The 22,983-nt window shown below is 71.5% G+C and carries 22 protein-coding genes; 7 read left to right on the plus strand and 15 right to left on the minus strand.

Features of this window, described 5'->3' with window-relative positions; genetic code table 11:
- Positions 1-5 precede the first annotated feature (5 nt).
- Together ACZ5K7_RS11475 and ACZ5K7_RS11480 are read right to left on the minus strand one after the other, a co-directional pair.
- Positions 6-488 carry a GNAT family N-acetyltransferase gene (locus ACZ5K7_RS11475; protein WP_351703580.1) on the minus strand — a complete coding sequence of 161 codons (483 nt, stop codon included), beginning with the start codon at positions 486-488 and terminating at the stop codon, positions 6-8.
- A 54-nt stretch (positions 489-542) separates the two neighbouring features.
- A complete protein-coding gene (locus tag ACZ5K7_RS11480; RefSeq protein ID WP_351703577.1) occupies positions 543-716 on the minus strand; it encodes a hypothetical protein in 174 nt (57 codons plus the stop codon).
- Between the two features lie 486 nt (positions 717-1,202).
- On the opposite strand from ACZ5K7_RS11480, the gene ACZ5K7_RS11485 reads away from it, so the two are divergent.
- Both ACZ5K7_RS11485 and ACZ5K7_RS11490 read left to right on the plus strand, forming a co-directional pair.
- Positions 1,203-1,580, plus strand: coding sequence for a hypothetical protein (locus tag ACZ5K7_RS11485; RefSeq protein ID WP_351703574.1), 378 nt, complete (start codon positions 1,203-1,205; stop codon positions 1,578-1,580).
- A 25-nt stretch (positions 1,581-1,605) separates the two neighbouring features.
- On the plus strand, positions 1,606-2,364 hold the full coding sequence (locus ACZ5K7_RS11490) for an SDR family oxidoreductase (RefSeq protein ID WP_468912645.1): 759 nt from the start codon (positions 1,606-1,608) through the stop codon (positions 2,362-2,364).
- A 169-nt stretch (positions 2,365-2,533) separates the two neighbouring features.
- Here the strand turns inward: ACZ5K7_RS11490 and ACZ5K7_RS11495 are convergent, their stop codons facing one another.
- From ACZ5K7_RS11495 to ACZ5K7_RS11520, 6 genes are all read right to left on the minus strand, one after another.
- Complete coding sequence (locus ACZ5K7_RS11495) at positions 2,534-4,027, minus strand: SDR family NAD(P)-dependent oxidoreductase (RefSeq protein ID WP_468912647.1); 1,494 nt, start codon at positions 4,025-4,027, stop codon at positions 2,534-2,536.
- Positions 4,028-4,130: 103 nt separating this feature from the next.
- Complete coding sequence (locus ACZ5K7_RS11500; RefSeq protein ID WP_351703565.1) at positions 4,131-5,462, minus strand: wax ester/triacylglycerol synthase family O-acyltransferase; 1,332 nt, start codon at positions 5,460-5,462, stop codon at positions 4,131-4,133.
- Positions 5,463-5,620: 158 nt separating this feature from the next.
- Positions 5,621-7,942 (minus strand): GH92 family glycosyl hydrolase, encoded by a 2,322-nt coding sequence (locus ACZ5K7_RS11505; RefSeq protein WP_468912650.1) that lies wholly within the window; start codon positions 7,940-7,942, stop codon positions 5,621-5,623.
- Positions 7,943-8,145: 203 nt separating this feature from the next.
- Positions 8,146-9,366, minus strand: a complete 1,221-nt coding sequence (gene glgC, locus ACZ5K7_RS11510; protein ID WP_468912652.1) for a glucose-1-phosphate adenylyltransferase — start codon at positions 9,364-9,366, stop codon at positions 8,146-8,148.
- 92 nt (positions 9,367-9,458) lie between these two features.
- Entirely contained in the window at positions 9,459-10,610 is a 1,152-nt protein-coding gene (gene glgA / locus ACZ5K7_RS11515; RefSeq protein WP_351703823.1) for a glycogen synthase, read from the minus strand.
- 38 nt (positions 10,611-10,648) lie between these two features.
- Complete coding sequence (locus ACZ5K7_RS11520; RefSeq protein WP_468912654.1) at positions 10,649-11,416, minus strand: (2Fe-2S)-binding protein; 768 nt, start codon at positions 11,414-11,416, stop codon at positions 10,649-10,651.
- Positions 11,417-11,647: 231 nt separating this feature from the next.
- Between ACZ5K7_RS11520 and ACZ5K7_RS11525 the strand changes: the two genes are divergently transcribed.
- On the plus strand, positions 11,648-13,081 hold the full coding sequence (locus ACZ5K7_RS11525) for a DMT family transporter (RefSeq protein WP_468912656.1): 1,434 nt from the start codon (positions 11,648-11,650) through the stop codon (positions 13,079-13,081).
- Here the strand turns inward: ACZ5K7_RS11525 and ACZ5K7_RS11530 are convergent.
- Positions 13,071-14,246 carry a transglycosylase family protein gene (locus ACZ5K7_RS11530; protein ID WP_468912658.1) on the minus strand — a complete coding sequence of 392 codons (1,176 nt, stop codon included), beginning with the start codon at positions 14,244-14,246 and terminating at the stop codon, positions 13,071-13,073. The genes ACZ5K7_RS11525 and ACZ5K7_RS11530 overlap by 11 nt on opposite strands.
- Before the next feature lie 352 nt (positions 14,247-14,598).
- On the opposite strand from ACZ5K7_RS11530, the gene gndA reads away from it, so the two are divergent.
- Complete coding sequence (gene gndA, locus ACZ5K7_RS11535; RefSeq protein ID WP_351703547.1) at positions 14,599-16,038, plus strand: NADP-dependent phosphogluconate dehydrogenase; 1,440 nt, start codon at positions 14,599-14,601, stop codon at positions 16,036-16,038.
- Between the two features lie 702 nt (positions 16,039-16,740).
- Here gndA and ACZ5K7_RS11540 read toward each other — a convergent pair.
- The 3 genes from ACZ5K7_RS11540 to panD are packed head-to-tail and all read right to left on the minus strand — an operon-like array spanning position 16,741 to position 18,169.
- Positions 16,741-17,373, minus strand: a complete 633-nt coding sequence (locus tag ACZ5K7_RS11540; protein WP_468912661.1) for an aspartate/glutamate racemase family protein — start codon at positions 17,371-17,373, stop codon at positions 16,741-16,743.
- 10 nt (positions 17,374-17,383) lie between these two features.
- Positions 17,384-17,728 (minus strand): GNAT family N-acetyltransferase, encoded by a 345-nt coding sequence (locus tag ACZ5K7_RS11545; RefSeq protein ID WP_351703541.1) that lies wholly within the window; start codon positions 17,726-17,728, stop codon positions 17,384-17,386.
- 21 nt (positions 17,729-17,749) lie between these two features.
- A complete protein-coding gene (gene panD, locus ACZ5K7_RS11550; protein WP_351703538.1) occupies positions 17,750-18,169 on the minus strand; it encodes an aspartate 1-decarboxylase in 420 nt (139 codons plus the stop codon).
- 798 nt (positions 18,170-18,967) lie between these two features.
- Here panD and ACZ5K7_RS11555 point away from each other — a divergent pair.
- Positions 18,968-19,474 (plus strand): MarR family winged helix-turn-helix transcriptional regulator, encoded by a 507-nt coding sequence (locus ACZ5K7_RS11555; RefSeq protein WP_351703535.1) that lies wholly within the window; start codon positions 18,968-18,970, stop codon positions 19,472-19,474.
- A gap of 346 nt (positions 19,475-19,820) precedes the next feature.
- Here ACZ5K7_RS11555 and ACZ5K7_RS11560 read toward each other — a convergent pair whose 3' ends face one another.
- Positions 19,821-20,993, minus strand: a complete 1,173-nt coding sequence (locus tag ACZ5K7_RS11560) for a PP2C family protein-serine/threonine phosphatase (protein WP_468912664.1) — start codon at positions 20,991-20,993, stop codon at positions 19,821-19,823.
- A 202-nt stretch (positions 20,994-21,195) separates the two neighbouring features.
- Between ACZ5K7_RS11560 and ACZ5K7_RS11565 the strand changes: the two genes are divergently transcribed.
- Positions 21,196-21,630: a MarR family transcriptional regulator gene (locus ACZ5K7_RS11565; RefSeq protein WP_351703529.1), complete on the plus strand. Its 435-nt coding sequence runs from the start codon at positions 21,196-21,198 to the stop codon at positions 21,628-21,630.
- Between the two features lie 397 nt (positions 21,631-22,027).
- A complete protein-coding gene (locus ACZ5K7_RS11570) occupies positions 22,028-22,363 on the plus strand; it encodes an STAS domain-containing protein (protein WP_351703526.1) in 336 nt (111 codons plus the stop codon).
- Positions 22,364-22,366: 3 nt separating this feature from the next.
- Here ACZ5K7_RS11570 and ACZ5K7_RS11575 read toward each other — a convergent pair whose 3' ends face one another.
- A complete protein-coding gene (locus ACZ5K7_RS11575) occupies positions 22,367-22,537 on the minus strand; it encodes a hypothetical protein (RefSeq protein WP_351703523.1) in 171 nt (56 codons plus the stop codon).
- Positions 22,538-22,570: 33 nt separating this feature from the next.
- Positions 22,571-22,927, minus strand: coding sequence for a PRC-barrel domain-containing protein (locus ACZ5K7_RS11580; protein WP_351703520.1), 357 nt, complete (start codon positions 22,925-22,927; stop codon positions 22,571-22,573).
- Positions 22,928-22,983 lie beyond the last annotated feature (56 nt).

A 22,983-nucleotide genomic window follows, 5' to 3' on the forward strand; every position in this document is an offset into this window, starting at 1 on the left:
CGTGCTCAGAGGGCGCGGTACATGATGTGCAGGCCGACCAGCCCGTGCTTCGGATGGTCGAAGACGGCCGGGATCGTGCCGACGACCGTGAAACCGAGGGACGTCCACAGGGCCACGGCGGGGTTGGTCTCGACGACCGCGTTGAAGACCATCGCCCGGTAGCCGTGGCTCCTGGCCTCCGCCAGGATGTGTTCGGCGAGGGCCCGCCCGATGCCCCGGCCGCCCTGGTCGGGGTCGACCATGAAGCCGGCGTTGGCGACGCCCGCGGCGGGGCCGCCGTAGTTGGGGGTGAGATAGGCGGAGCCCACGACGGCTCCGGTGGGGTCCTCGGCGACGTAGACACGTTTCGCCGGGCTCATCCACAGGGCGCGGGCCGCCTCCTCCGAGGTGTCGGGGTCCCAGCCGTACGTCTCGGCGGCGGCGACGATCCGGTGCCAGAAGGGCCAGATCAGCGGCCAGTCGGCCGCGGTGGCTGCTCTGATGTGCATGGGCGTGAGTCTCGCACGCCCATGCGTCGGCGATCGCGGATTGTCGACCCGCGGTCAGTCCACGCTCGGCAGGATGTGGGGCTCGGCGAGATCCTCCTCGTAACCCGCGAGGCGGATCGGGGCGGACCGGGCCCACACGTCGAGGCTGCCGAGCTGTCCGGGCCGGCTGCCCGAGCGCTCCGTGCGTTCCTTGGGGCGCTGCTCGCGATTCGTCTTCTCCGGTGTCACCGCGCACTCCTTATGTGTCGGTCACCCTCGGGGCGTACCGGACAGTCTGCGTACCGGTTCCTGAGCGCCCGCTCGGGTCTGGATGGAAGGCCAGTTCGGACGCGGTGGCGCCGGAAACTCACAAGAGAGCAGGCCGTTGTCGACCGGCTTGTCCCGGGACGGACCGTGGGTGTGGGTGGGACCCCTTACTGCTGCCCGTCCCCTACAGATTAACCAAATGAGCGCGGGTCCGCTCGATAGGGAGTGCAAACAAGGTGTAACTATCGCGAGTCGCTCCGCACTTCCGGCGCCCGCAAATACACCTGTTCGTAACATGATGCACCGTTTGCGCTCCACTCGCTCGGCCTAAAATGCCGAACGCATCTTCGAATAGCCGGACCTCGGCTCCTTTCACAGGCTGTGCAGTTCAGGTTGCGTTGGCCGGGTCGAAAACTCGACATGATCCGATGGCACAGGACGAAGGCTGTCTCGCGGAAGGACTGACGCATGGAGTTGCGCAGCGTCGAGGAGCTGATGGATCTGCTGCACGCCTGCCGGCACCAGCGCGCACTGCGCACCGCGGCCCTGCTGCGCCGCAGCCGCCCCGCCGACAAGGAGCTCCAGGTCGCGGGCCTGGTGCACGGTATCGAGGAACTGCTGGGCCCGGCCGACAGCGCCGCGCACGCGGTACGGCATCTGCTCGGGGAGCGGGTCTACCACCTGGTGCGCGGAGGCGGCGCCCCCGCCGACGACGATGTGCTGCGCCTGCGGCAGGCCGACGAGGAGAGCCGCACCGCGGGGTTCGACGCGGGCGTCCTGGAGGACTGGCGGACCGTCCTGGAACTGGTCGCGGCCCGCAACTCCCGCCTCGGGGCTGTTGACTGACGGTCCGTCATGAGACGGTACGGCGATGACGTCGTCGTACGGGCTCAGGGGCAGGGCGGCCGTCGTCACCGGCGGCACGCGCGGGATCGGGCGCGCGGTGGCCGGGGCGCTCGCGGCGGCCGGGGCGCTGGTGTGCGTGAGCGCGCGGGACGCGGACGAGGTCCGGCGTACCGCCGCGGAGCTGGGCGGGACCGGCCTGGCGGGCAGTGTCGCCGAGCCGGAGCACGCCCGGGAGCTGACCCGGCTGGCGCTCGGCGCGTTCGGGCGGCTCGACATCCTCGTCAACAACGCGGCCACCAATCGCCCGTACGGGCCGCTCATGGATGCCGATCCCGGGGCGTGGCGGGACGCGTTCACGGTGAACGTCGAGGCACCGCTGCGGCTGACGCAGTGCGCGTGGCGGGGCTGGATGCGGGAGCACGGCGGCTCGGTGGTCAACATCTGCACGGAGGGCGCGGCGCATGTCGGCCCCGACGTGGGCGCGTACGGCACCAGCAAGGCGGCGCTGCTGCACCTGACGCAGCAGCTGGCGGGGGAACTGGCACCCCGGGTGCGGGTCAATTCGGTCTCCCCGGGGCTGGTGCGCACGGAGATGGCCCGCTTCATGTGGGAGCCACGGGAGGAGGAGATCGCCGCCGGGCTGCCGCTGGGGAGGATCGGGGAGCCGGAGGACGTGGCCGGGGCGGTGCTGTGGCTGTGCTCGGACGCCGCACGGTGGGTGACCGGAGCGGACCTGGTGGTCGATGGCGGCACCCGGGTACGAGCGGCGCACCTGCCTGCCTGAAGGGGCGCGGGGAATCGCGCGACCAACCATGCACGACCCGCGCGGGCCCTCGCCCCGCACCGGTCCTCGGCCACACCGCCGGAGGCACCCGCACACCGGCGCCTTCCCGAACAGGGGGACGCCGGTGCCGGTGGCCGCCAACGATCAAGCGGGAACGATCAAGCGGGGTCTACCACTTGCCCGGCTCGTAGTCCTTCAGGAAGACCCCGTACACGTCCTCGCCCTGCTCACCGCGCACGACCGGGTCGTAGACGCGGGCCGCGCCGTCGATCAGGTCGAGGGGCGCGTGGAAGCCCTCCTCGGCCAGCCGCAGCTTGTCGAAGTGCGGGCGCTCGTCGGTGATCCAGCCGGTGTCGACGGAGGTCATGAGGATGCCGTCGGTCTGGAACATCTCCGTCGCGCTGGTCCGCGTGACCATGTTCATGGCCGCCTTCGCCGCGTTGGTGTTCGGGTGCCCGGCACCCTTGTAGCCGCGGCCGAAGACGCCCTCCATCGCGGAGACGTTGACGACGTACGACCGGCCGCGCGCCGCCTCCTTCGCCGCCGCGGCCATCGCCGGCCGGAGCGCGCTGATCAGGATGAACGGCGAGGTGTAGTTGCAGAGCTGGGTCTCCAGGAGCTCCACCGGGGAGATCTGGTCGATGGTCTGTACCCAGGTGTTGGTGTCGACGACGTCCGGGACGAGGCCGCCCGCGTCGATGGCGGTGCCGTCGAGGTGCCGGGCCACACTGGCGTTGCCCGCGACCAGCGCCAGGTCGGCGACCTGCTGGGCGTCGAGGCCGCTGATGCCGACGGGCAGCGCGGCGAGGCCGTCCACGGCACCCGAGTTGAAGGCGCCGATCACGTGGTGGGCGGGGAGTTCACCGGCGGGCAGCGGGGCGCCCTCGCCGTCGACCAGGGCCGCGTAGGCGGCGGGCAGCCGACGCACGGTCTGGGTCGCGTTGTTGATCAGGATGTCGAGCGGGCCCGCCTCGGCGACCCGCTCCGCCAGGGCGACGGCCTGCGCCGGGTCGCGCAGGTCGATGCCGACGACCTCCAGGCGGTGCAGCCAGTCCGCGGAGTCCTCCATCGCCTTGAAACGGCGGATGGCGTCCTTCGGGAAGCGCGTGGTGATCGTGGTGTGCGCGCCGTCCCGCAGCAGGCGCAGCGCGATGTACATACCGATCTTGGCGCGGCCGCCGGTGAGCAGGGCGCGCTTGCCGGTCAGGTCGGCGCGGGCGTCCCGCTTGGCGCGGTTCAGGCCGGCGCAGTCCGGACAGAGCTGGTGGTAGAAGTAGTCGACCTCTACATAGCGGCTCTTGCAGGTGTAGCAGGAGCGCGGACGCTGGAGTATCCCCGCGATCCTGCCCTCCTCGGTCCGCGAGGAGGGCAGCAGCCCCTCGGTCTCGTCGTCGATGCGCTCGGCCGAGCCGGTCGCGGTGGCCTCGGTGACCGCCTTGTCGTGCGCGGTCTTGGCGGCCCGGCGCTCCTGGCGGCGGCGCTGCTTGACCGTGCGGTAGACGCCGGCCGTGGCCCGGCGCACCGCGATGGCGTCCGGGTGGTCGACCTCCAGCTTGTCCAGTTCGTCGAGCACGCTGAGGCAGACGGCGAGCCGCTCGGGGTCGATGCCCGGGCCGTAGACCACCTGGTCCTCGGCCGTCGGGCCGTCCTGTGTCACCGTCATCGCGCTGCCGCTTCCCTGATCCACCAGCGGCGCTCCGACTCGCGCCCGCTTTCGAACAGGGAATTTTACGGAGCGCCGGGCAATACCTCCAAACCCGACCGGATCATGGACCGCAGACCGAGATCAGCGAGTCCACCTCGTCGGTCACCGCGCGGGCCAGTACATCGAGGTCCGGGACGGCGGCCGCGTCGGCGACGAGGCCGTAGTGGACCTGGTTGCGGTAGGTGGAAATGGCGACGGCGAGGGACTGGCCGGGCGCGAGCGGGGCCAGCGGGTAGACGGCCGTGAGCGGCTGGCCGCCCAGGCGCAGGCCGATGCCGGGCAGCGGGACGCTGGTGACCAGGATGTCGAACCAGAGCCGGGCGGCCTGGCCGACGAGCGGTCCGCCGAGCCGGTGTCCGAGGGCGGGCACATGGTCGGCGAGCAGCGCGACGGCACCGGCGCCCCGGTTGGGGCCGGCGTCCTTGTTGCGGACCATCGCCGTGCGGACGCGGTCGAGACGGGCGAGCGGGTCGGGGTTGTCGACCGGAAGCCGTATCAGATAGCCGGAGAGCCGGTTGCCCTGTGGGCCGGCGGTGCGCGGACGGCGCTTGGAGACGGGGATCAGGGCGCGCGGGGCGACACCCTCGGTACGGTCGCCGCGCTCCTCCAGCCAGCGGCGCAGTGCCCCGGCGACGACGGCGATGAGGACGTCGTTGACGGTGCCGCCGACGGCCTTGCGGACCCGGTGCACATCGTCGATGTCGAGGTCGACGCCGGCGATGCTGCGGGTGCCGGTGGGTTCTGATGTCAGCGCGGCGGAGGAGCTCACCCCGAGGGCGGACAGGGCGACGGAGGCACCGATGTCCAGGGCCCGGCCCACGTCCGAGAGCGCGCCGCGCACCAGCTCGGGCACCCTGCGCACGTCCGGCAGCGCCGGCAGCCGGCGCGCCGCCTCGATCGGGCGGGGGGCGCGCTCGGGCAGGTCGAGCGGGTCCATGACGCCCGCGGCCAGCTTGAGGGCGCGCAGCCCGTCGGCGAGGGCGTGGTGGAACTTGAACAGCACCGCGAAGGACACCCCGTCCTCGCCGGGCAGCACATGCGCCTCCCACGGCGGCCGGCCGCGCTCCAGCGGGCGTTGCATCAACCGGCCGGCGGCGGCCTGGAAGTCGGCGGTCGGGGCGTGCAGCCGGACGTGGTCGAGGGGGTCGAAGTCCGGGTCGGTCTCGCGGGCGGCACCGCCGAACCCGAGCGGCTGCCAGACGTCGCGGATGCGCATGCGCAGTCCGGGCACGGCGGCGGCGCGGGCCGCGAGCAGATCGGCCGCGTGGGCGCCGGCGGTCGGCGAGTGCGCCGAGAAGACGCCCAGCGCGCCGAGGTGCATCGGGTGCCGGTCGGACTCGATGTTCCAGAACGCCAGATCGAGAGGGGCGAGCAGATCAGCAGTCGCAGTCATCAAAGAGGGTGCCTCGCGTGGACGGAGGGGGATCAGCAGTCAACCGCAGTCAAACGCCGACACCTGATTACGGTCAAGTACGATCACGCTACGCTCAGTTAACACCAGATTAAGCCCCGCCTCCCCCGAAAGAGGCGGGACGCATGGGACACCTGAGGTCATCTCAGCGCCGGTGGCGCCGCCTGGGGTGACGTACCCCACTCTGACGGGCGCGGGCCGACCGTGAACGCCAGCGAGCGCAGGGTGCGCAGCGAACCGTTCGTCAGATAGGTCCGGCCGTACTCCGATCCGTCGACCCGGGCCGTCTGGACGTACCGGTGGGCGGCCGAGGTACCGGGCGCGGTCACCGTGAAGCCGCCGCTCGGCCAGTAGTGGCGGTCGAGGCGGACGTCGACCCGGTCGAAGACCGGCGTCGACAGGCCCCACGTGCCGTATCCCGGCTGGACGGGGAAGAGGCCGATGGACGACAGCACGTTCCAGGCGGACATGGTGCCGAGGTCGTCGTTGCCGGTCATCCCGGACGGCCCGTCGGTGAAGAGGGTGAGCGCCGCGTGCACCACATCGGTGGTCTTCCAGGGCTGGCCCGTGGAGAGGTAGGTGTACGGGGCGGTGAGGTCGGGCTCGTTCATCGGGTTGTAGACGGCCGCGTTGTAGTAGGCGTAGGCGTTGCCGTGCACCCACACCTCGCGCGCGGTCTTCTCCGGGTCGGCGAGCAGCCGGTCGTATGCGAAGAAGGAGTCGAGCCGCCGGTTGGCGGCGTGCTCGCCGCCGATCAGGGAGATCACCCCGGGCAGGTCCTGCGGGACCAGCCACTGGTACTGCCAGGCGGTGCCCTCGTGGAAGCCGATGCCCCGGGCCGGGTCGGGGTCGCCGGTGAAGGCGCCGGAGGCGTCCCGGGCGCGGAAGAAGCCGGTGGAGGGGTCGAAGACGTTGCGGTAGTTCTGGGCCCGGGTGGCATAGCGGGCCGCGTCCGCGCCATGGCCGAGGTCCCGGGCCATCTGGGCGAGCATCGCGTCGGAGAGCGCGTACTCCAGGGTGACGGAGGCGCCGTGGTCGTAGTCGGAGTCGCCGACCTTGGTGTGCGGGCGGCCCTTGGCGTAGGGCGCGAAGCCGTCGGCGAGGTACTCGGCGTTGGCTTCGCGGCCGACGCCCTGGTTGGCGGCCGGCGGCACGCCGTCGGCGTTCTTCCGCAGCACCCGGTACGCCCGCTCCTCGTGTCCCTTGAGCAGGCCCGCCTGGTAGGCGGTGGTCAGGAACGGGGTGACCGGGTCGCCGGTCATGATGTTCGTCTCGACCGTGCCGTAGCCCCACTTGGGCAGCCAGCCGCCGTCCTCGTCGACCTTCAGCACCGACAGCGCCATGTCCCGGGCCTCGCGCGGGGCGAGCAGGGCGAGCAGCTGGGCCTGGGTGCGGTAGGTGTCCCAGAGTGACCAGTTCTGGTAGTAGGTGAATCCGGCGGAGCGGTGGATCCGGCGGTCCCAGCCGGTGTACCGGCCGTCCGCGTCGTCGCCGACGTTGGGCGCCAGGAAGGCGCGGTACAGGGACGAGTAGAAGGTACGGCGGAGGGTCGCGTCGCCGCCCTGGACGCGCACCCCGCCGAGCCGCCGCTCCCAGGCGTCCCGGGCCTGTCCTCGTACCGCGTCGAACGAACGGCCGCCCTCGGCGCGCAGGTTGACCTCGGCGCCGTGCGCGTCGACGTAGGACAGGGCGGTGGTCGCCTCGACGGTACGGTCCCGGGTGGCGTCGAAGCGGACATAGGCACCGTCGGCTCCGGTACGGGCCCCCGGGGTGATCGCGGTGCCGTTCCAGGTGCCGTAGGCGGTGAAGGGGCGGCTGAAACGGGTGACGGTGTACACGGTGTAGGGGGCGGTCTCCCGGCAGAAGCCATGGCCGGTGATCTTCGTCCGGACGGTGTGGTCGTCGAGGATCTCGACCTCGCTGCTCACCGGCTTGTGCAGCGCCTGGCCCGCGTTGAGCAGGACGTTGGCCTTGTCGGTGGCCGGGAAGGTGTAGCGCTGGACGCCGGTGCGGGCGGTCGCGGTCAGCTCGGCGCGGACACCGGAGTCGAGGCCGACGCGGTAGTAGCCGGGGCTCGCCTGCTCGTCGGCGTGGTCGAACCCGGCCGCGTACCGGGCGTAGTCCGTCTGCGTGACGTCCCCGGTGGTGGGCAGCACGGGCAGGTCGCCGCCGATGCGGCAGCCGACGCCCGAGAGGTGGACCAGGGAGAAGCCGCGGATCCGGTGCTGGGCGTAGTCGTAGCCGGTGCTGTGCCCGGTGTCCGGGGAGAGCTGCACCATGCCGAAGGGCACGGCCGCGCCGGGGAAGGTGTTGCCCTCGTCCTGGGTCCCGATGAAGGGGTTCACCAGGTCGGTGAGGTGGCCGTCGGGCGGTTCGGCGGCACCTGCGGCGGGGACGGTGAGCAGCGCGGACGCTGTCAGCACCCCGGCCAGGCACAGCCGTGTGCGCCGGGTCCCTCTCATGTCGGATGACCTCCGAAGGTTCGACGTCGTTGTCTGCATCGTGAGGGGGAAAAGCCGCAAAGCCCGGCACATAGGGGTTTCACGCGCAGCGCGTCGCGCGAGCGGACGGGACAGGACGGGAGGGAACGGGGCGGGACGCGAGGAGACACCACGAGTGGGGCCCGGCGCGGGAACGGCGCCGGGCCCGGGGCGGGGAGAGGGGGCTACGAGACCAGCTGGCCCTTCCCGAGGGCGATCACCCCGCCCTTGGAGACGGTGTACAGCTCCGCGTCCCGGTCCGGGTTGACGCCGATGGTGGCGCCGGGCGGGACCTCGACGTTCTTGTCCAGGACCGCGCCGCGCACCACCGCACCCCGGCCCACGACCACGTTGTCGTGCAGGATCGACCCCTGGACCACGGCACCCGGGTCGACGCGTACGCCCGGTGACAGCACGGACCGGGTGACCTGTCCACGGATCAGGCAGCCGGCGCTGATGATGGACTCGCTCGCCATGCCGCCGGCGTTGAAGCGGGCCGGGGAGAGCTGGTAGGAGTGCGTGTAGATGGGCCAGCTGCGGTTGAAGAGGTTGAAGGCGGGCCGCTCGGCGATCAGGTCCATATGGGCGTCGTAGTACGCGTCGAGGGTGCCGACGTCCCGCCAGTAGCCGCGGTCGCGGCTGGTCTCGCCGGGGATGTGGTTGGTGCCGAAGTCGTAGAGCTGGGCCTCGCCGCGGGCGGTCAGCTGGGGCAGTATCGAGCCGCCCATGTCGTGCACGGAGTCGTCGTCCTCGGCGTCCCGGTGCAGGGACTCGACGAGGGCCTTGGTGGTGAAGATGTAGTTGCCCATCGACGCGAAGACCGTGTCGGGGGCGTCCGGCAGCCCCGGCGGGTCGGTGGGCTTCTCCAGGAAGGTCTCTATCGTCTGCCCGTCCGAGCCCGGGGTGATCACACCGAAGGCCGAGGACTCCACGCGCGGGATGCGGATGCCCGCGACGGTGACCCCGGCACCGCCCTCGATGTGCTGCTGGAGCATCTGCCGGGGGTCCATGCGGTAGACGTGGTCGGCGCCGAACACCGCGACGTAGTCGGGCTGTTCGTCATGGACGAGGTTGAGCGACTGCAGGATGGCGTCGGCGCTGCCCAGGTACCAGCGCGGGCCGAGCCGTTGCTGGGCCGGGACCGGGGTGACGTAGTTGCCGAGCAGGCTGGACATCCGCCAGGTGGTGGTGATGTGCCGGTCCAGCGAGTGCGACTTGTACTGGGTCAGCACGCAGATGCGCAGCACGTCCGCGTTGACGAGGTTGGACAGCACGAAGTCGACCAGACGGTACGTCCCGCCGAACGTGACAGCTGGTTTGGCCCGGTCGGCGGTCAGGGGCATCAGGCGCTTGCCTTCCCCGCCCGCGAGCACGATGCCGAGTACCGAAGGCCCACCACGACGCATGGCCGCTCCCCTCACCCTGGTGCTCCATGCCTGCCCTCGGAGCACTCCCGCTAAGCCTGTACCCGGATCGCGTCCAACAAGCGGCCTGCCAGTTACGACTGTTTGAGGATCTCCTCGTAGAGCCGGACCGTGCGCCGCGCCACCGCGTCCCAGCCGAACTCCCCCACGGCGCGCTCCCGTCCGGCCTCGCCCATCCGGCGGGCCGTCTCCCGGTCGCCGACGATCGCGTCCAGCGCCCGGGCCAGGCCTGCCTCGAAGTCGTCGTCGAGGTCGACCAGCAGCCCCGTCTTGCCGTCCTCGACGACCTCCGGGATGCCGCCGACCCGGGACGCCACCACGGGCGTACCGCAGGCCATCGCCTCCAGGTTGACGATGCCGAGCGGTTCGTACACCGAGGGACAGGCGAACACCGCCGCGTGGGTCAGGAGTTGGATCACGTCCGCGCGCGGCAGCATCTGCGGGATCCAGTGCACGCCCTCGCGGACCCGGCGCAGCTCCTCGAAGAGCTCACGGAACTCCCGGTCGATCTCGGGGGTGTCGGGCGCCCCGGCGCACAGCACGACCTGCACCCCCGGGTCGATGTCCCGTACGGCGCGCAGCAGATGTGGTACGCCCTTCTGGCGGGTGATGCGGCCGACGAACAGCACATAGGGGCGGCCCGGGTCGACGCCGATCCGGGCGAGGACGTCGGTGGAGCGGTCCGGCCGGTAGAGGGCGGTGTCGATGCCGTTGTGCACGACGTGGACCTTCGCCGGGTCCAGGGCGGGGTAGCAGCCGAGGATGTCCGCGCGCATGGCCCCGGAGACGGCGATCACCGCGTCGGCGGCCTCGATCGCGCTGCGCTCGGCCCAGCTCGACAGGGCGTATCCGCCGCCGAGTTGCTCGGCCTTCCAGGGGCGCAGCGGCTCCAGCGAGTGCGCGGTCACCACGTGCGGGACGCCGTACAGCAGCTTGGCCACATGGCCTGCGAGGTTGGCGTACCAGGTGTGGGAGTGCACGAGTTCGCGGCCTTCGAGGCCGGCGGCCATGGCGAGGTCCACGGAGAAGGTGCGCAGCGCGTCGTTGGCGGTGTCCAGCGCGGACCAGGGGCGGTGCCGGACGACGCCGACCCCGCGGCCCTCGCCCCAGCAGTGCACCTCCAGGTCGACCAGGGGCCGCAACTCCTTGGCGAGGAACTCCACATGAACACCCGCACCGCCGTAGACGTCCGGAGGGTACTCCCGGGTCAGCAGTCCCACTCGCACCCGCAACCCCCTGATCTCCACGGCCGGTTGTTCCATGGTCACCCAGATGCGGCGCCCGGGGAAGAGCGCGGTGGTTGTGTGAAACAACAGTCACCGCAGATCCCGCCGCCCGGTACCCGGTAGTAGAGACAGCAGCTGCGGCGCCGGAAGCCCTGGCCGGTGCGGATGCCGGTGGCGCCGAGCAGAGGGTGCTCGAAGAGGGCGTCGACCAGGGTGCGGGTCCGGTCCGCGGCCTCGGGGCGGCCGTCGGCACGGGCCCAGCGCTCCAGCTCGCGGGCGGCGCCGGCCAGCGCGGAGCCCGCGTTGCCCCACAGCAGGCCGGCGGCGACGCCGTAGCGGGCCCGCAGGGCCTGCGCCAGCGGTTCGAGATGGCCGTGCACGACGGCCTCCGCGAGCGTGTCCGGTCCGGCACCCCCGGGCAGCGGGCGGACCTCGGTGAGCCAGAGGTCGTCGGGGGCGGCGGCGCCGGCGTCCCAGCGGAGCAGACGGGGGTCCAGGTCAGGGAGGCGGCCGTAGCGGGCGGCACAGCCGAGGGCGACGGACCAGAGCCGGGCGGCGAGCCCCTGGTGGGCGATGGAGGCGGCGACCCGGGGCTCCGGGGCGCTGAGACGGGCCGCCACCAGCCCAACACGGAAAGTTAGGATATTTTCGTAAACATCCGATGTGCCTTTTTTATAAGCTTTTGCAAGGCTTGGGAGTTTGGTGATCCGTACCGCCTCCCGGTCTCCGGCCGCCGATCGGAGTGTCCGCAGCACGAAGAAGCCGCCGAGCGGCCGGAGCGCGGCGAGATCGGGGTCCAGGTCCACGAACAGCAGTAGTACCAGGCTTCTTAGGACTCCGGAGCCCCGGCTCTCCACCCGCCGACACCCACCCTGGGGATGATCAGAGACCTCCCCTACTCCATCGGTAGTACGAGGCATTGGGTGCTCAGGTACGACGACGGGAAGCGATCGGGCGGGCACAGTGTTGCTCATGGAAGCCGACCGTTCACCGTGCGGGACCGCCCTGCGGATCCGCCTGACGCAGAGGAGCCCTGCATGAGCGCCCTCGCGTTGTCCGTGCTGCTGTCCTTCGTGTCCGCCGTCGCCTACGCCGGCGGAGCGATCGTGCAGGAGCAGGTCGCGGTCACCTCCCCCGACGAGCAGTACGCGCCGCTGCGCCGCCCGAGCTGGTGGGGGGCGATGGCGCTGAACGGCCTCGGTGGCGTGCTGCACGTCGTGGCGCTGGCCTACGGCCCCCTCAGCCTGGTCCAGCCGCTGGGCGCGCTCACCATCGTGTTCGCGCTGCCCATGGCGGCCCTGTTCGTCGGCCGCAAGGCCGGCTCCACCGCCTGGCGGGGGGCGATCATGGCCACCGTGGGTCTGGCCGGCCTACTCTCCCTGGTGGGCTCCTCCGACTCCCACACCCTGGACTCCGCCGGCCGGACCGGGGTCGCGGTGGTCACCGGCGGGGCGATCGTCGCGCTGATGGTCGCGGGCCGGGCCGCGCACCGGCACCCGGCGGTGCGCAGCGTGCTGCTCGCCGTCGCGTCCGGCATAGCCTTCGGCATGTCCTCGGTGTTCACCAAGGTCGTGGCGATCGACTGGGACGGCGGGCTCGCCGTGTCCGACGCGCTCTGGCTGGCCGTGATCGGCGTCTACGCCGTCGCCGGCGTGATGATCTCCCAGTCCGCGTACCGCGGCGGCGGCCTCGCCGCGCCGCTGGCCACGCTGACGGTGGTCAACCCGGTGCTGGCCGCCGCGGTCGGCATCACGATGTTCGACGAGACGTTCCGCTACGGCACGACCGGCACCCTGCTGGCGCTGGCCTGCGGTGTGGTGGCGATGGGCGGCCTGATCCTGCTGACGACCGACCGCCTCGAGCACGCCCCCGCGGACACCGTCCCGGAGCCCGAGACATCACCGGAACCGCTGGTCGAGGCCCTCGTGGAACTGGCGGAGGCAGCCCTGCCGAAGCCCAACCTGCCGGAGGCGCACCTGACGGCGGCCGGTATGACCGAGACGGGTCTGGCGGAAGCCGGTACGACGGAAGCGGACCTCACGACCGCCCGACTGGCCGACATGGACCTGGCGGCTGCCGGCCTGACGCAGGCAAGCCTCACGGAAGCCGGTACGACGGAAGCGGACCTCACGACCGCCGGTCTGGCCGACATGGACCTGACGGTTGCCGGCCTGACGGAGGCGGGGCTCGCTGAGGCCGGTATGACGGAAGCGGGTCTCGCGATCGCCGGTTCGGCCGACGTGGACCTGGCTGAGGCCGGTCTGGTTCAGGCGGGGCTGGTGGGAGGGCTGTCGGTGGGGGGTGGAGTCCTTGCCGGGGCGGTGGCGGACGGCGAGGACCGGCCTGCGCGGGTCGAGATGCCCCAGCAGCGCACCGCGTCCGTGGCAGACGTGGCTGACGTCCTGCTCCCCGCCGCCGGCTTTGTGCCGGCCCCGGTACCCGACCGCCACCGGATGCGGGTCAAATTCTGACGCCGCCGGCCCGGAGATAGGCGACCGGGTCGATGTCCGTGCCGAAACCGGGCCCCGTCCGCACCTCGAAGTGCAGATGCGGGCCCGTGACATTTCCGGTGGACCCCGAGCGGCCGATCCGCTGCCCCGTGGACACGCTCTGCCCCGCCCGCACGGAGATGGCCGAGAGGTGGCCGTACTGCGTGTAGCGGCCGTCGGCGTGCCGGATGACCACCTGGTAGCCGTACGAACCGCCCCAGCCGGCCGTGACGACCTGCCCGGCCTCGACCGCCTTGACGGAGCTGCCGGTGGGCGCCAGGAAGTCGACGCCGGTGTGGTAGCCCTTCGACCAGTGCGAGCCGGACGCGTGGTACGGCGTACCGATCGGGGCGTCGACCGGGGCGACGAGGGAGTGGTCGCTGTGGGAGGAGGCCTTCTTGGTCCGGGCCTCCGGCTTGGCCTTGGTCTTCGTCCCGGCCGGCTTGGACGTCTTGGCCGCCGTCTTCTTCGCCGACGGCTCGGTCTTCGCGGCCTCGGTCGCGTGGCCCGTCAGGCTCAGCCGCTGGCCGGGCAGAATGAGGTCGGGATCGGAGCCGACGGTCGCACGGTTGGCCGAGTACAGCCGGTGCCAGCCGCCGGTGACGTCGTGTTCCTCGGCGATCCCGGAGAGCGTGTCGCCGTGCACCACGGTGTACATCTCGGCCTTGCCGGCCCGGGACTGCGGTGTGGTCTGCGGCTGTACGTCCCGTACCGAACTCTTCGCCGGGCGGGTGGTCGCGCTCTCGGTGTGCACCTCGGGCGTGCCGCCGCCGCGGGTTAGCCCGGCCTGGACCGAGCAGACGGGCCACGCGCCCGGCCCCTGCCCGCCCAGGACCTTCTCGGCCACGGCTATCTGCTGGTCCTTGGTGGCGAGGTCGGCACGCGGCGCGTACCGGGTGCCGCCGTAGGCCTCCCAGGTGGACTGGGTGAACTGAAGCCCGCCGTAATAGCCGTTGCCGGTGTCGATGCCCCAGTCGCCGCTGGACTCACAGGCGGCAACCTTGTCCCAGGTGGACACGGAGGCCGCGTCGGCGCTCCCGGCCGCGGCCAGCGGAAGCGCCAGCCCGGCGCCGCCCGCCGTGACGGTGAGCGAGGCGCGGTTGATCCTGTTCGGCTGGTACCGGCGGTGCCGGCCGCGTTCGGCCATGTCTGAGATCCCCCTCGCCACGCGCGTCAGGAAGGCCAAAAGTAAGCGCCCCGAACAGGCCATGACAAGACAGCAATCAGCCGCTCTCGCACCTGGGGACACGGCCGTCACGCCGTGAAGCCGCGCGGGGCGAAACCAAGTTGATGCGTCGTCAGCATGGTGGACCGCACAGCACTCCCACGAAGGGTCTCCTGAGGCTACTGAGGCGTCGGCGCCTGTGGTCCGTATCTGCAAGTGCGGCCGGTCGAACGGCGAGTCAGGATGGCCTTTGGGCAATACTGGCGGGCATGAGCGGCGGCAGCATCCCTTGCACGTTCTACGGGATCGACTTGATCTTTGAGGAGCAGGCGGTATGAGCACTTCGGCGCAGATCGGCGTCACGGGTCTCGCGGTCATGGGCCGCAACCTCGCCCGGAACTTCGCGCGCAACGGCTACACGGTGGCGTTGCACAACCGCACGGTGTCGAAGACACACGAGCTGGTGGAGAACTTCGGGGACGAGGGCGACTTCATCGCGGCCGAGACCGCCAAGGAGTTCGTGGAGGCCCTGGAGCGGCCCCGCCGGCTGGTCATCATGGTCAAGGCCGGTGACCCGACGGACGCGGTGATCGAGGAGTTCGCACCGCTCCTGGAGCCCGGGGACATGATCATCGACGGCGGCAACGCGCACTTCGCGGACACCCGGCGCCGTGAGAAGGCGCTGCGCGAGCAGGGCATCCACTTCGTCGGCATGGGCGTCTCCGGCGGCGAGGAGGGCGCGCTGCACGGGCCGAGCATCATGCCGGGCGGCCCGAAGGAGTCGTACGACTCGCTGGGGCCGATGCTGGAGAAGATCTCGGCGAAGGCGGCCGACGGCGCGCCGTGTGTGACGCACATCGGCCCCGACGGCGCCGGGCACTTCGTGAAGATGGTCCACAACGGCATCGAGTACGCCGACATGCAGCTGATCGGTGAGGCGTACCAGCTGCTGCGGGACGTCGCCGGGTACTCCCCCGCACAGATCGCGGACGTCTTCCGGACCTGGAACACCGGCCGGCTCGACTCGTACCTCATCGAGATCACGGCGGAAGTACTGGCGCACGTGGACGCGGCGACCGGCAAGCCGTTCGTGGACGTGGTGGTGGACCAGGCCGAGCAGAAGGGCACCGGCCGCTGGACCGTCCAGATCGCGCTCGACCTGGGCGTGCCGGTGTCGGGCATCGCCGAGGCGGTCTTCGCGCGCTCGCTGTCCGGTCACGCCGACCTGCGGGCCGCCTCCCGGGGCCTGGCCGGTCCGAAGCCGACGGCGCTGTCCGAGGCGGAGGCGGGGGCCTTCGCGGACCGGGTGGAGCAGGCGCTGTACGCGTCGAAGATCGTGTCGTACACACAGGGCTTCCACGAGATCCAGGCGGGCAGCGACGAGTACGACTGGGACATCGACCTCGGTGCGGTGTCCTCGATCTGGCGGGGCGGGTGCATCATCCGGGCGGCGTTCCTGGACCGGATCCGGGCGGCGTACGACGCGCGGGCGGACCTGCCGAGCCTGCTGTCCGACGAGACGTTCGCCCGGGAGATCGCCGGGGCGCAGGACGACTGGCGTGAGGTGATCATCGCGGCGACCCGGGAGGGGGTCGCGGTGCCCGGCTTCTCGGCGGCGCTGGCGTACTACGACGCGCTGCGGGCGGAGCGGTTGCCTGCGGCGCTCACGCAGGGGCAGCGGGACTTCTTCGGGGCGCACACGTACCGGAGGGTGGACCGGGAGGGGGCGTTCCACACGCTGTGGGGCGGGGACCGCAGCGAGGTCACCGCGTAGCCGGGCCGGGCCGGGCCTGGCCTGGGTTGTCGCAGACGGGTGCGGGTGAGCTGCGGATTCGCGCAGTTCCCCGCGTCCCCCCGGGGGGGTGGGGCCGAGCTTGTCGGGTGGGTGCGGGTTCGTTGTGGGTTTTGCGCAGTTCCCCGCGCCCCTAAGGGGGGTGTGGGGGCCGAGCCTCTCGGGTGGGTGCGGGTTCGTTGTGGGTTTTGCGCAGTTCCCCGCGCCCCCAAGGGGCTGTGTGGGCCGAGACTCTCGGGTGGGTGCGGGTTCGTTGTGGGCTTTGCGCAGTTCCCCGCGCCCCTAAGGGGCGGTGTGGGCCGAGACTCTCGGGTGGGTGCGGGTTCGTTGTGGGTTTTGCGCAGTTCCCCGCGCCCCTAAGGGGCGGTGTGGGCCGAGCCTCTCGGGTGGGTGCGGGTTTGCGGCCCCTTCGGGGGACTTCAGGTGAGGGGTGGGCCCGGTTCTGGGGTGGGGTCCGGGTTCGGGGGAACGGGGGGCGGGGTGGGAGTAGGTACGGGTGGGGTGGGGACGGGGCCCGGGGCCGGGGGTGGTTCGGGGGTGGGGACCGGGCTGGGGAAGGGGTCCGGAGGCTGAGGGTCAGGGGGTACCGGGGTGGGCTGTGGGTTCGTCATGGCGTCCTCCGGCCAGTGGCTCGACTTCACCTCTGGGGTGTACAACCCACGTACCCGAACCGGGCTGGTGCACTCACCCTGCCGCCCGTGCCGCCGCCGCGAGGCCGGGGCGCGGACTGGAGAGGATCGGGACGGCCGCGGTCGTCAGCCGCTGGGCCGAGGCCATCGAGGCCTGAGCCAGGACGATCACGTCGGCGTCGGTCACGGCGTCCGCGGCGGCTGCCACCAGACGGGCGCATCCTTCGATGTCCCCGGCCTCGAAGTGGGTCCAGGCGTCCGCCACGACCTGGGCGCGGGCGCGGATCGGGCGGTCCGCGCGCCGGGCCTCGTCCTCGATCAGGGCCAGGGTCGGGGCCAGGGTGCTCTCGACCGTCGCCAGGACGGCGATGCGGGAGCCCGCTGCCACCGCGGCCGTAGCCATCGGACGGTCGCCCCGGACTATCGGGACGCCGACGCTGTCGGCGGCCCGCTCCGCCACCTCGCCGATCGTCGAGCAGGTACAGAGCACGGCGCGTACGCCGTCCGCCGCCGCCCGCTCCAGCGCCGCCGTGACCTCCGGCGCGACCGCTTCGGGGCCCTCCCGGCGGGCCCGGGCCAGGAGTTCCGGTGCCACGAGGTGCCGTAGCTCCAGGCCCGGGTGGTCCTCGTCGCGCAGGGCGTCGAAGACGGGGATGTGGAGGGGGGACGTATGGAGCAGGGCGAGCACGCGCGGTTCCTCAGAAGCGGCCGGGGTGGGCGACCAGCCATTCCTTCGCCGCGCGCAGCAGCTCGGGGTCCGCTGCCGGCGCCACCTCGGGGTGGCGTTCGGCCCACCTGACGACGTACGGGCAGAGCGGGGCGACCGGGGTGGCCTCGCGCTCGGCGATCGCGTACAGCTCGCGGGCCAGGGAGCCCGCGATGCCCTTCCCCTCGTGCTCCGGTTCCACGATGGTGTGGACCGGCACCAGGGCCCGGGAGGGCGACTCCAGTACGAAGTACTCGACGTGACCGACGACTTCGTCGCCGGCGACCGCCTCCAGACGGCCCGCCGCACGGTCGTCGCGGATCTCGATGTCGCTCATGTCGCCCTCCTGGTCCGCCGGTCAGGCCGATACGGCCTGCGGGCTGCGCTCCTGGTCCGAGCCCGGTACCGGCTCGGACGGGTCGGCGCCGAGGGCCACGACGCGGTTGTCGTGGTCGACGTGCACGACCCGCGGCCGAAGCGTACGCGCCTCGGCGTCGGTGACCTGAGCGTAGCTGATGATGATCACCAGGTCTCCGGGGTGCACGAGATGGGCGGCCGCCCCGTTGATTCCGACGACCCCGGAGCCCCGCTCGCCCTCGATGACGTACGTCTCCAGCCGGGCGCCGTTGGTGACGTCGACGATGTGGACCAGCTCGCCGGGGAGCAAGTCGGCTGCGTCGAGCAGGTCGGCGTCGATGGTCACCGATCCCACGTAGTGCAGGTCGGCCTGGGTGACGGTGGCTCGGTGGATCTTGGACTTGAACATGGTGCGCAGCATGTGGATGCTCCTGCGGGTCGGCTCCCTGCCTGCTTTTGCAGGTCAAGGGCGCTTTCACTCTACAGGGGCCGGCATCGGACCGACCTTGACGGACTGCACACGGCATCTGGTCGGTCGGCTGGGGTGCTTGCCTCAGTTCGCCATGGGCGGCGCTTGAGGACCTCCGGTCCGGAGGGTGTCCGCTTCCGTCGCCCTCCCCGCTTCCATCCTGACGACGACCGTCGCCGTCACGCAGCGCGGGCAGCCGGTGTGTGATCACCACCAGAGTCGTGGAGGCGATCCTCTCCAGCAGCTTCTCGAACACAGCTTCAGAGGTAGCCGTGTCCAAGCCGCTGGAGAACTCGTCGAGGACCAGCAGTGGTTGGTCCGACAGCGGCGCGCGTGCGACGGCCGCCCTCGGAACCGGCAGGCCGTTCGCCGGTCATCACCTCGGGGTTGACGTGACCGCCGGCGCGCCGCCGGGATCGGGCTCGCGGGACACGCGGCGAACGCCCGGTGTACGCAGGTGGGCCGCCGGCGGTCTGTTCCTCGCCGTTGTTCAACGGTGGTCCGGTGGGCGCGGCTTGTTCCGGCCCTTCCCCGACGACACCGACCACCGCTGAACGGCTCCGGAAGGACGACCCCGTACCGCGGACGGCTGCCGGGTCACGCGGCGCGTCTTCCGAACGGGAGCCGCGCGATGACCCGACCGGCCCGGCCGGGAGTGCTTGCCCGGCGGCTCTTCGGGTACGGCGTTTGCATAGGTGATACCTGCAATGACACCTGCAATGACAGCGGGACTCTGAAAGTGATGCCTCCGTGACCGGTCTGAGTGGCTCCAGGGACGAATCATCAGGCGGACCGCGCGACGGCCCCGCCTCCCTCTCCTCGACGCTGGCCGACGCTGTGGACCGTCTGACCCACCTCTGGTCGGACGCCGCGCAGAGCGCGAACCTGCGCCTGTCGCCGCACCAACTGCGGGCACTGCGGATTCTGGAGGACGAGCCGGGCCTCAACCTCACCGCCTTGGCGGTGGGCATGAAGATCGGGCTGCCGACCGCCAGCCGCCTGTGCGACCGGCTGGAAGCGGCCGGTCTGCTGGAGCGCGTGCTGCATCCGCGGAGACGGCGCGAGGTACGGCTGCTCCTGACACGGCAAGGCCACCGGATCCTGGACGAGGTGGCCGTGCGCAGAGCGCGCGCCCTGGCCGTCGTGCTCGGGGCCATGGAGCCGGCCGAGCGGGAGGCTCTCGGGCACGGGCTCCAGGGTTTTCTGGCCGCCGCCCAGGAGCGCGGAGCGCACGATCGTCACGGCGGCGGTCCCTGACCGGGCCCGGCGCGTCGGCCCCGCCCGGGGCAGCGGCGGGTGGCGTCGGTCCCGCGGACAGGTCGCGTCGGACGGCAGGCCCGCGCTGCCGAGAGGGGCGGCGGGCACGCGCACACGCCCGCGCACGGCCGGATCTCCGCCGGCAGAAGCGCACCGGCACTGTCGCGGCAGCGCCCTTTCGACGTGTCGTCCTGGCGCTACCGCGACGGTGCGGCCCAGGGGCCCGAACCGCCTGATCGAAGGCCGGGCGGCCGTCCCGCTCGGCACAGCGGGCCGTCCGCCACCGACCGTTCCCCCCGGGCGTTCGCGCGGTGGCGGGACGGACCGGAACCCGCGTCCCGGGTCACTACGGGCGGGGGCGCCCGCGCCAGTCCAGGCAGACGACCAAGGCGTCGTCGGTGGCCATGACGGCCTCGCCCCGGTGGCCTGCCAGTTCACGCAGGATGGCGCGGGGTACCTCGGCGGCGGGCAGCAGCCGGGTGGAGTGGATGGCCCGGGCGAGCGCCCGATCCCCGTATGCCTCGCCCTTCGGGGAGTGCACCGCGTGGACGCCGTCGCTGACGAAGACGAGCCGGTCTCCGGGCTCGACCGCGAATTCCTGCGCCACGTAGTCCGTCTCCTCGAACATGCCCAGGGGCAGTTGCGCCTCGAAGGGGACACGTTCGACGGTGCCGCCACGCAGCCGCAGGAGCTGTGGGGAGCCCGCGTCCACGACACTCACCCGCCCGGTGTCCAGGTCGAAGTCGAACATGAGGACGGACAGATAGCAGCGTCCCCGGTAATGGGCGTAGACGGCCTGGTCGGCCAGGGCCGCCTGGTCGGCGATGGGGATTCCGGCGCGGCGCGCGTTGCGCAGGGCGTTGATGGCGAGGCTGGTCAGCAGAGCCGCCTCTATGCCCTCGCCCATGCCGTTCGTCACGTACAGCATCAGACGATCGGCGGTGGCGGACCAGTCGAAGTTGTCGCCGAAGACTGCGTACGCGGGCTCCAGCTGGCCGCCCAGGTCGTACTCGGGCCGGGTGCAGGAGCGACCGGGGAGCAACTGCCACTGCATCTCGGCCGCCAGGGTGAGCCGGTCCTTGCGCCGGGCCTGGAGATACAGGTCCGTGTCGCGCTCGGCCACGAGCACCTCGTGCGCCAGCACCTCGGCGATCTCGGCCAGTTCGGGCACACACCCGCGTGCCGCGTCGCCGCCGGGCAGCGTCACGGACAGTACGCCGAGCCGGTCGCCGCGCACGCTGACCGGCAGGTGGACGCGCATCCGCCGGTCCTGGCCCTCCTCGCAGTAGGGCTCCTGCGAACCGAAGGCCCGGCCGGCAGGGCTGCCGTGCACCGGCACCGGTACCAGGTTGTGCGGCCGTACCGACACCGGCTGCAGTGCTGTCAGGCCGTAGTCGGCCATGAAGAGCTCGACAGCCTCCGCGCCGTACAGCTCGGTCAGCACGACGCGGACGGCGTCGAGCAACTCGTGGGGAGCCGCTGCGCGCACGGCGCGCTCAGCGGTCTGGAATCTGTTCACGATGAGGAATGCACCATTCTTTCTCCCGGCAACGGGCGGGCCCGGCCGCGTGGGCGGGGCTTCGCGAAGAGCCGCGTCGGTCGTTCCGAGGGGGGTCCGTGTGGGCTGGGGCTCCTAGTAGGCTGAAAGATGCCCCAGTGCCTGCGAGAGTGTGATCGTGACTGCCTTCCGCCGCCGCCCAGAGCCCGATGAGGTCGCACGCGTGACCACCAAGGCCGTTGAGCTGCTGGAAGTTGTGTGGGGCCGTGCCTCGACCGCGCCTACCTCCGCCTCCCAGTTGCGGGTGCTGCACATCCTGGAGCACCACGACGGCATCAATCTGCGCACTCTCGCCGAATCCCTGGCCTCCACCCCTCCGTCCACGAGCCGACTGTGCGACCGGCTACAGGCCGCGGGCTTCATCGAGCGCATGGTGGGTGCGGAGGACCGACGCGAGGTACGGCTGCATCTCAGCGGCCGGGGCCGCTCCTTCCTGGCCGATCTGCGTGCCCGCCGGGAGAGTGAGCTGCAGAAGGTGCTGGCGGACATGCCCGCCGCCAAGCGTGTCGCCCTCCTCGAGGGGCTTGAGGCGTTCTGCGCCACCGCGGCGACGCAGATACCCGACGAGGCCCCCGAATCCGACAGCCGGACCGCCTGAACAACCCTTCACGGCACCGGTGCCACCACCGCTCCGTGACGATGGCGACCGGTCGCCAGGGGCGGTCCCTGTCCACCGGAACATTCCAGGTCCTTCCCCGTGTACGTCCGACTCGGCTACTCTGTTGCCTCATGGCTATTATTGTCAAACGACAACAGTCATGGATGCTGCTCTTACCTGGTCCGAGTACCCCCGTATTGATGCGATGCGCGGTAACTGTGCGATATGTCTCGTAACTTCGGAGACTGGACGTGATCTCGAACGACCCAAGGGTGACCGGCGCGCGCGCCGGTGTCGCACGGACGTCCCGGCGCACGCACCAAGGGCTCCCCTCGGCTCGCCCGTCAGCTTCGCGACGTGGCCGGCCCGTCGGAAGCCGTGACACGAGGATGGTGCGATGCCCTCGGCTCCCGAACTGAGAGTGCATATCGACCGCGGCGAGCAGACCTTCGTGATCACCGTGCGCGGCCAGGTCGACTACGCCGACGCCGAGGGCTTCGAACAGGCCTGGGAGGCGGCCGATCGTGCGGCGATGCCCGTGACAGCGGTCGACCTGACGCAGGTCACCTTCGCCGACAGCATGCTCCTCAACGCCCTCATCGAGGCCCGTCTCCGCCATCGGGCCACCGGGCGCGACCTGGTGTTGATCGGCCCCCTGCGACCGGCCGTCAGCCGGCTCCTGACGATCACCGGGGCCATCCGGCTGTTCACCATCACCGGGACCGGCGGGTGACGGTCAGCGGGCCACGCGGCGCCGTCCCGCGTGGCGGAGTCTGACCGCGGCGTAGACGAGGTCGGCGAGAAGCACCACCGCACCGATGACCAGCAGGTAGAACAGTCCGTGAGCGGTGAACCCGATGATGCCCAGGACGAGGGCCACGAGGATCAGAAGCAGGAACAGGCTCATCGGCTCTCCTTTCGGCTGTCGGCTGTCGGCGGGTCAGCGGCGGGCGAGGCGGCGCTCACCGCCGGCGCCCGGGGTGTAGTCCAGTGCGTAGTGCGCGAAGACGGCAGGCTCCTGCGCGGCCGGCAGTTCGCCGTCCGTGTCGATCGCGGGAGCCTTCTTGACCGTGTCCTTGTCGTAGGCGACCTTCAGATAGCCCGGACCGACGGTCGCGTTCGCGAGCGGAACGAACACCAGGCGGCGACGGGTGGGCAGACCGACCGTCACGGTGGCGTAGGAGGGTTGGTCGGTCGCGGTGTCGACGTAGACCGATTCCAGGACGCCGACCTTGTGCCCGGAGACGTCGACCACATCGTGACCGCGCCACTCTCGGATATCGCCTGCTTCGAACATTCGGATACCTCCGTGGGGCCGGGTACCCCTGATCGCCCGGTTGACGCCGTCGGCCA

It is taken from the genome of Streptomyces sp. NPDC031497 (genome assembly GCF_055580905.1).

Coding starts and splice junctions, on each gene's coding strand:
- ACZ5K7_RS11505 (WP_468912650.1), bottom strand. CDS start 7,942: ATGAGAGGGACCCGGCGCACACGGCTGTGCCTGGCCGGGGTGCTGACA.
- ACZ5K7_RS11490 (WP_468912645.1), top strand. CDS start 1,606: ATGACGTCGTCGTACGGGCTCAGGGGCAGGGCGGCCGTCGTCACCGGC.
- ACZ5K7_RS11475 (WP_351703580.1), bottom strand. CDS start 488: ATGCACATCAGAGCAGCCACCGCGGCCGACTGGCCGCTGATCTGGCCC.
- ACZ5K7_RS11545 (WP_351703541.1), bottom strand. CDS start 17,728: ATGAGCGACATCGAGATCCGCGACGACCGTGCGGCGGGCCGTCTGGAG.
- ACZ5K7_RS11500 (WP_351703565.1), bottom strand. CDS start 5,462: ATGACTGCGACTGCTGATCTGCTCGCCCCTCTCGATCTGGCGTTCTGG.
- ACZ5K7_RS11580 (WP_351703520.1), bottom strand. CDS start 22,927: ATGTTCGAAGCAGGCGATATCCGAGAGTGGCGCGGTCACGATGTGGTC.
- ACZ5K7_RS11575 (WP_351703523.1), bottom strand. CDS start 22,537: ATGAGCCTGTTCCTGCTTCTGATCCTCGTGGCCCTCGTCCTGGGCATC.
- glgC (WP_468912652.1), bottom strand. CDS start 9,366: ATGCGTCGTGGTGGGCCTTCGGTACTCGGCATCGTGCTCGCGGGCGGG.
- panD (WP_351703538.1), bottom strand. CDS start 18,169: ATGCTGCGCACCATGTTCAAGTCCAAGATCCACCGAGCCACCGTCACC.
- gndA (WP_351703547.1), top strand. CDS start 14,599: ATGAGCACTTCGGCGCAGATCGGCGTCACGGGTCTCGCGGTCATGGGC.
- ACZ5K7_RS11530 (WP_468912658.1), bottom strand. CDS start 14,246: ATGGCCGAACGCGGCCGGCACCGCCGGTACCAGCCGAACAGGATCAAC.
- ACZ5K7_RS11525 (WP_468912656.1), top strand. CDS start 11,648: ATGAGCGCCCTCGCGTTGTCCGTGCTGCTGTCCTTCGTGTCCGCCGTC.
- ACZ5K7_RS11570 (WP_351703526.1), top strand. CDS start 22,028: ATGCCCTCGGCTCCCGAACTGAGAGTGCATATCGACCGCGGCGAGCAG.
- ACZ5K7_RS11485 (WP_351703574.1), top strand. CDS start 1,203: ATGGAGTTGCGCAGCGTCGAGGAGCTGATGGATCTGCTGCACGCCTGC.
- ACZ5K7_RS11495 (WP_468912647.1), bottom strand. CDS start 4,027: ATGACGGTGACACAGGACGGCCCGACGGCCGAGGACCAGGTGGTCTAC.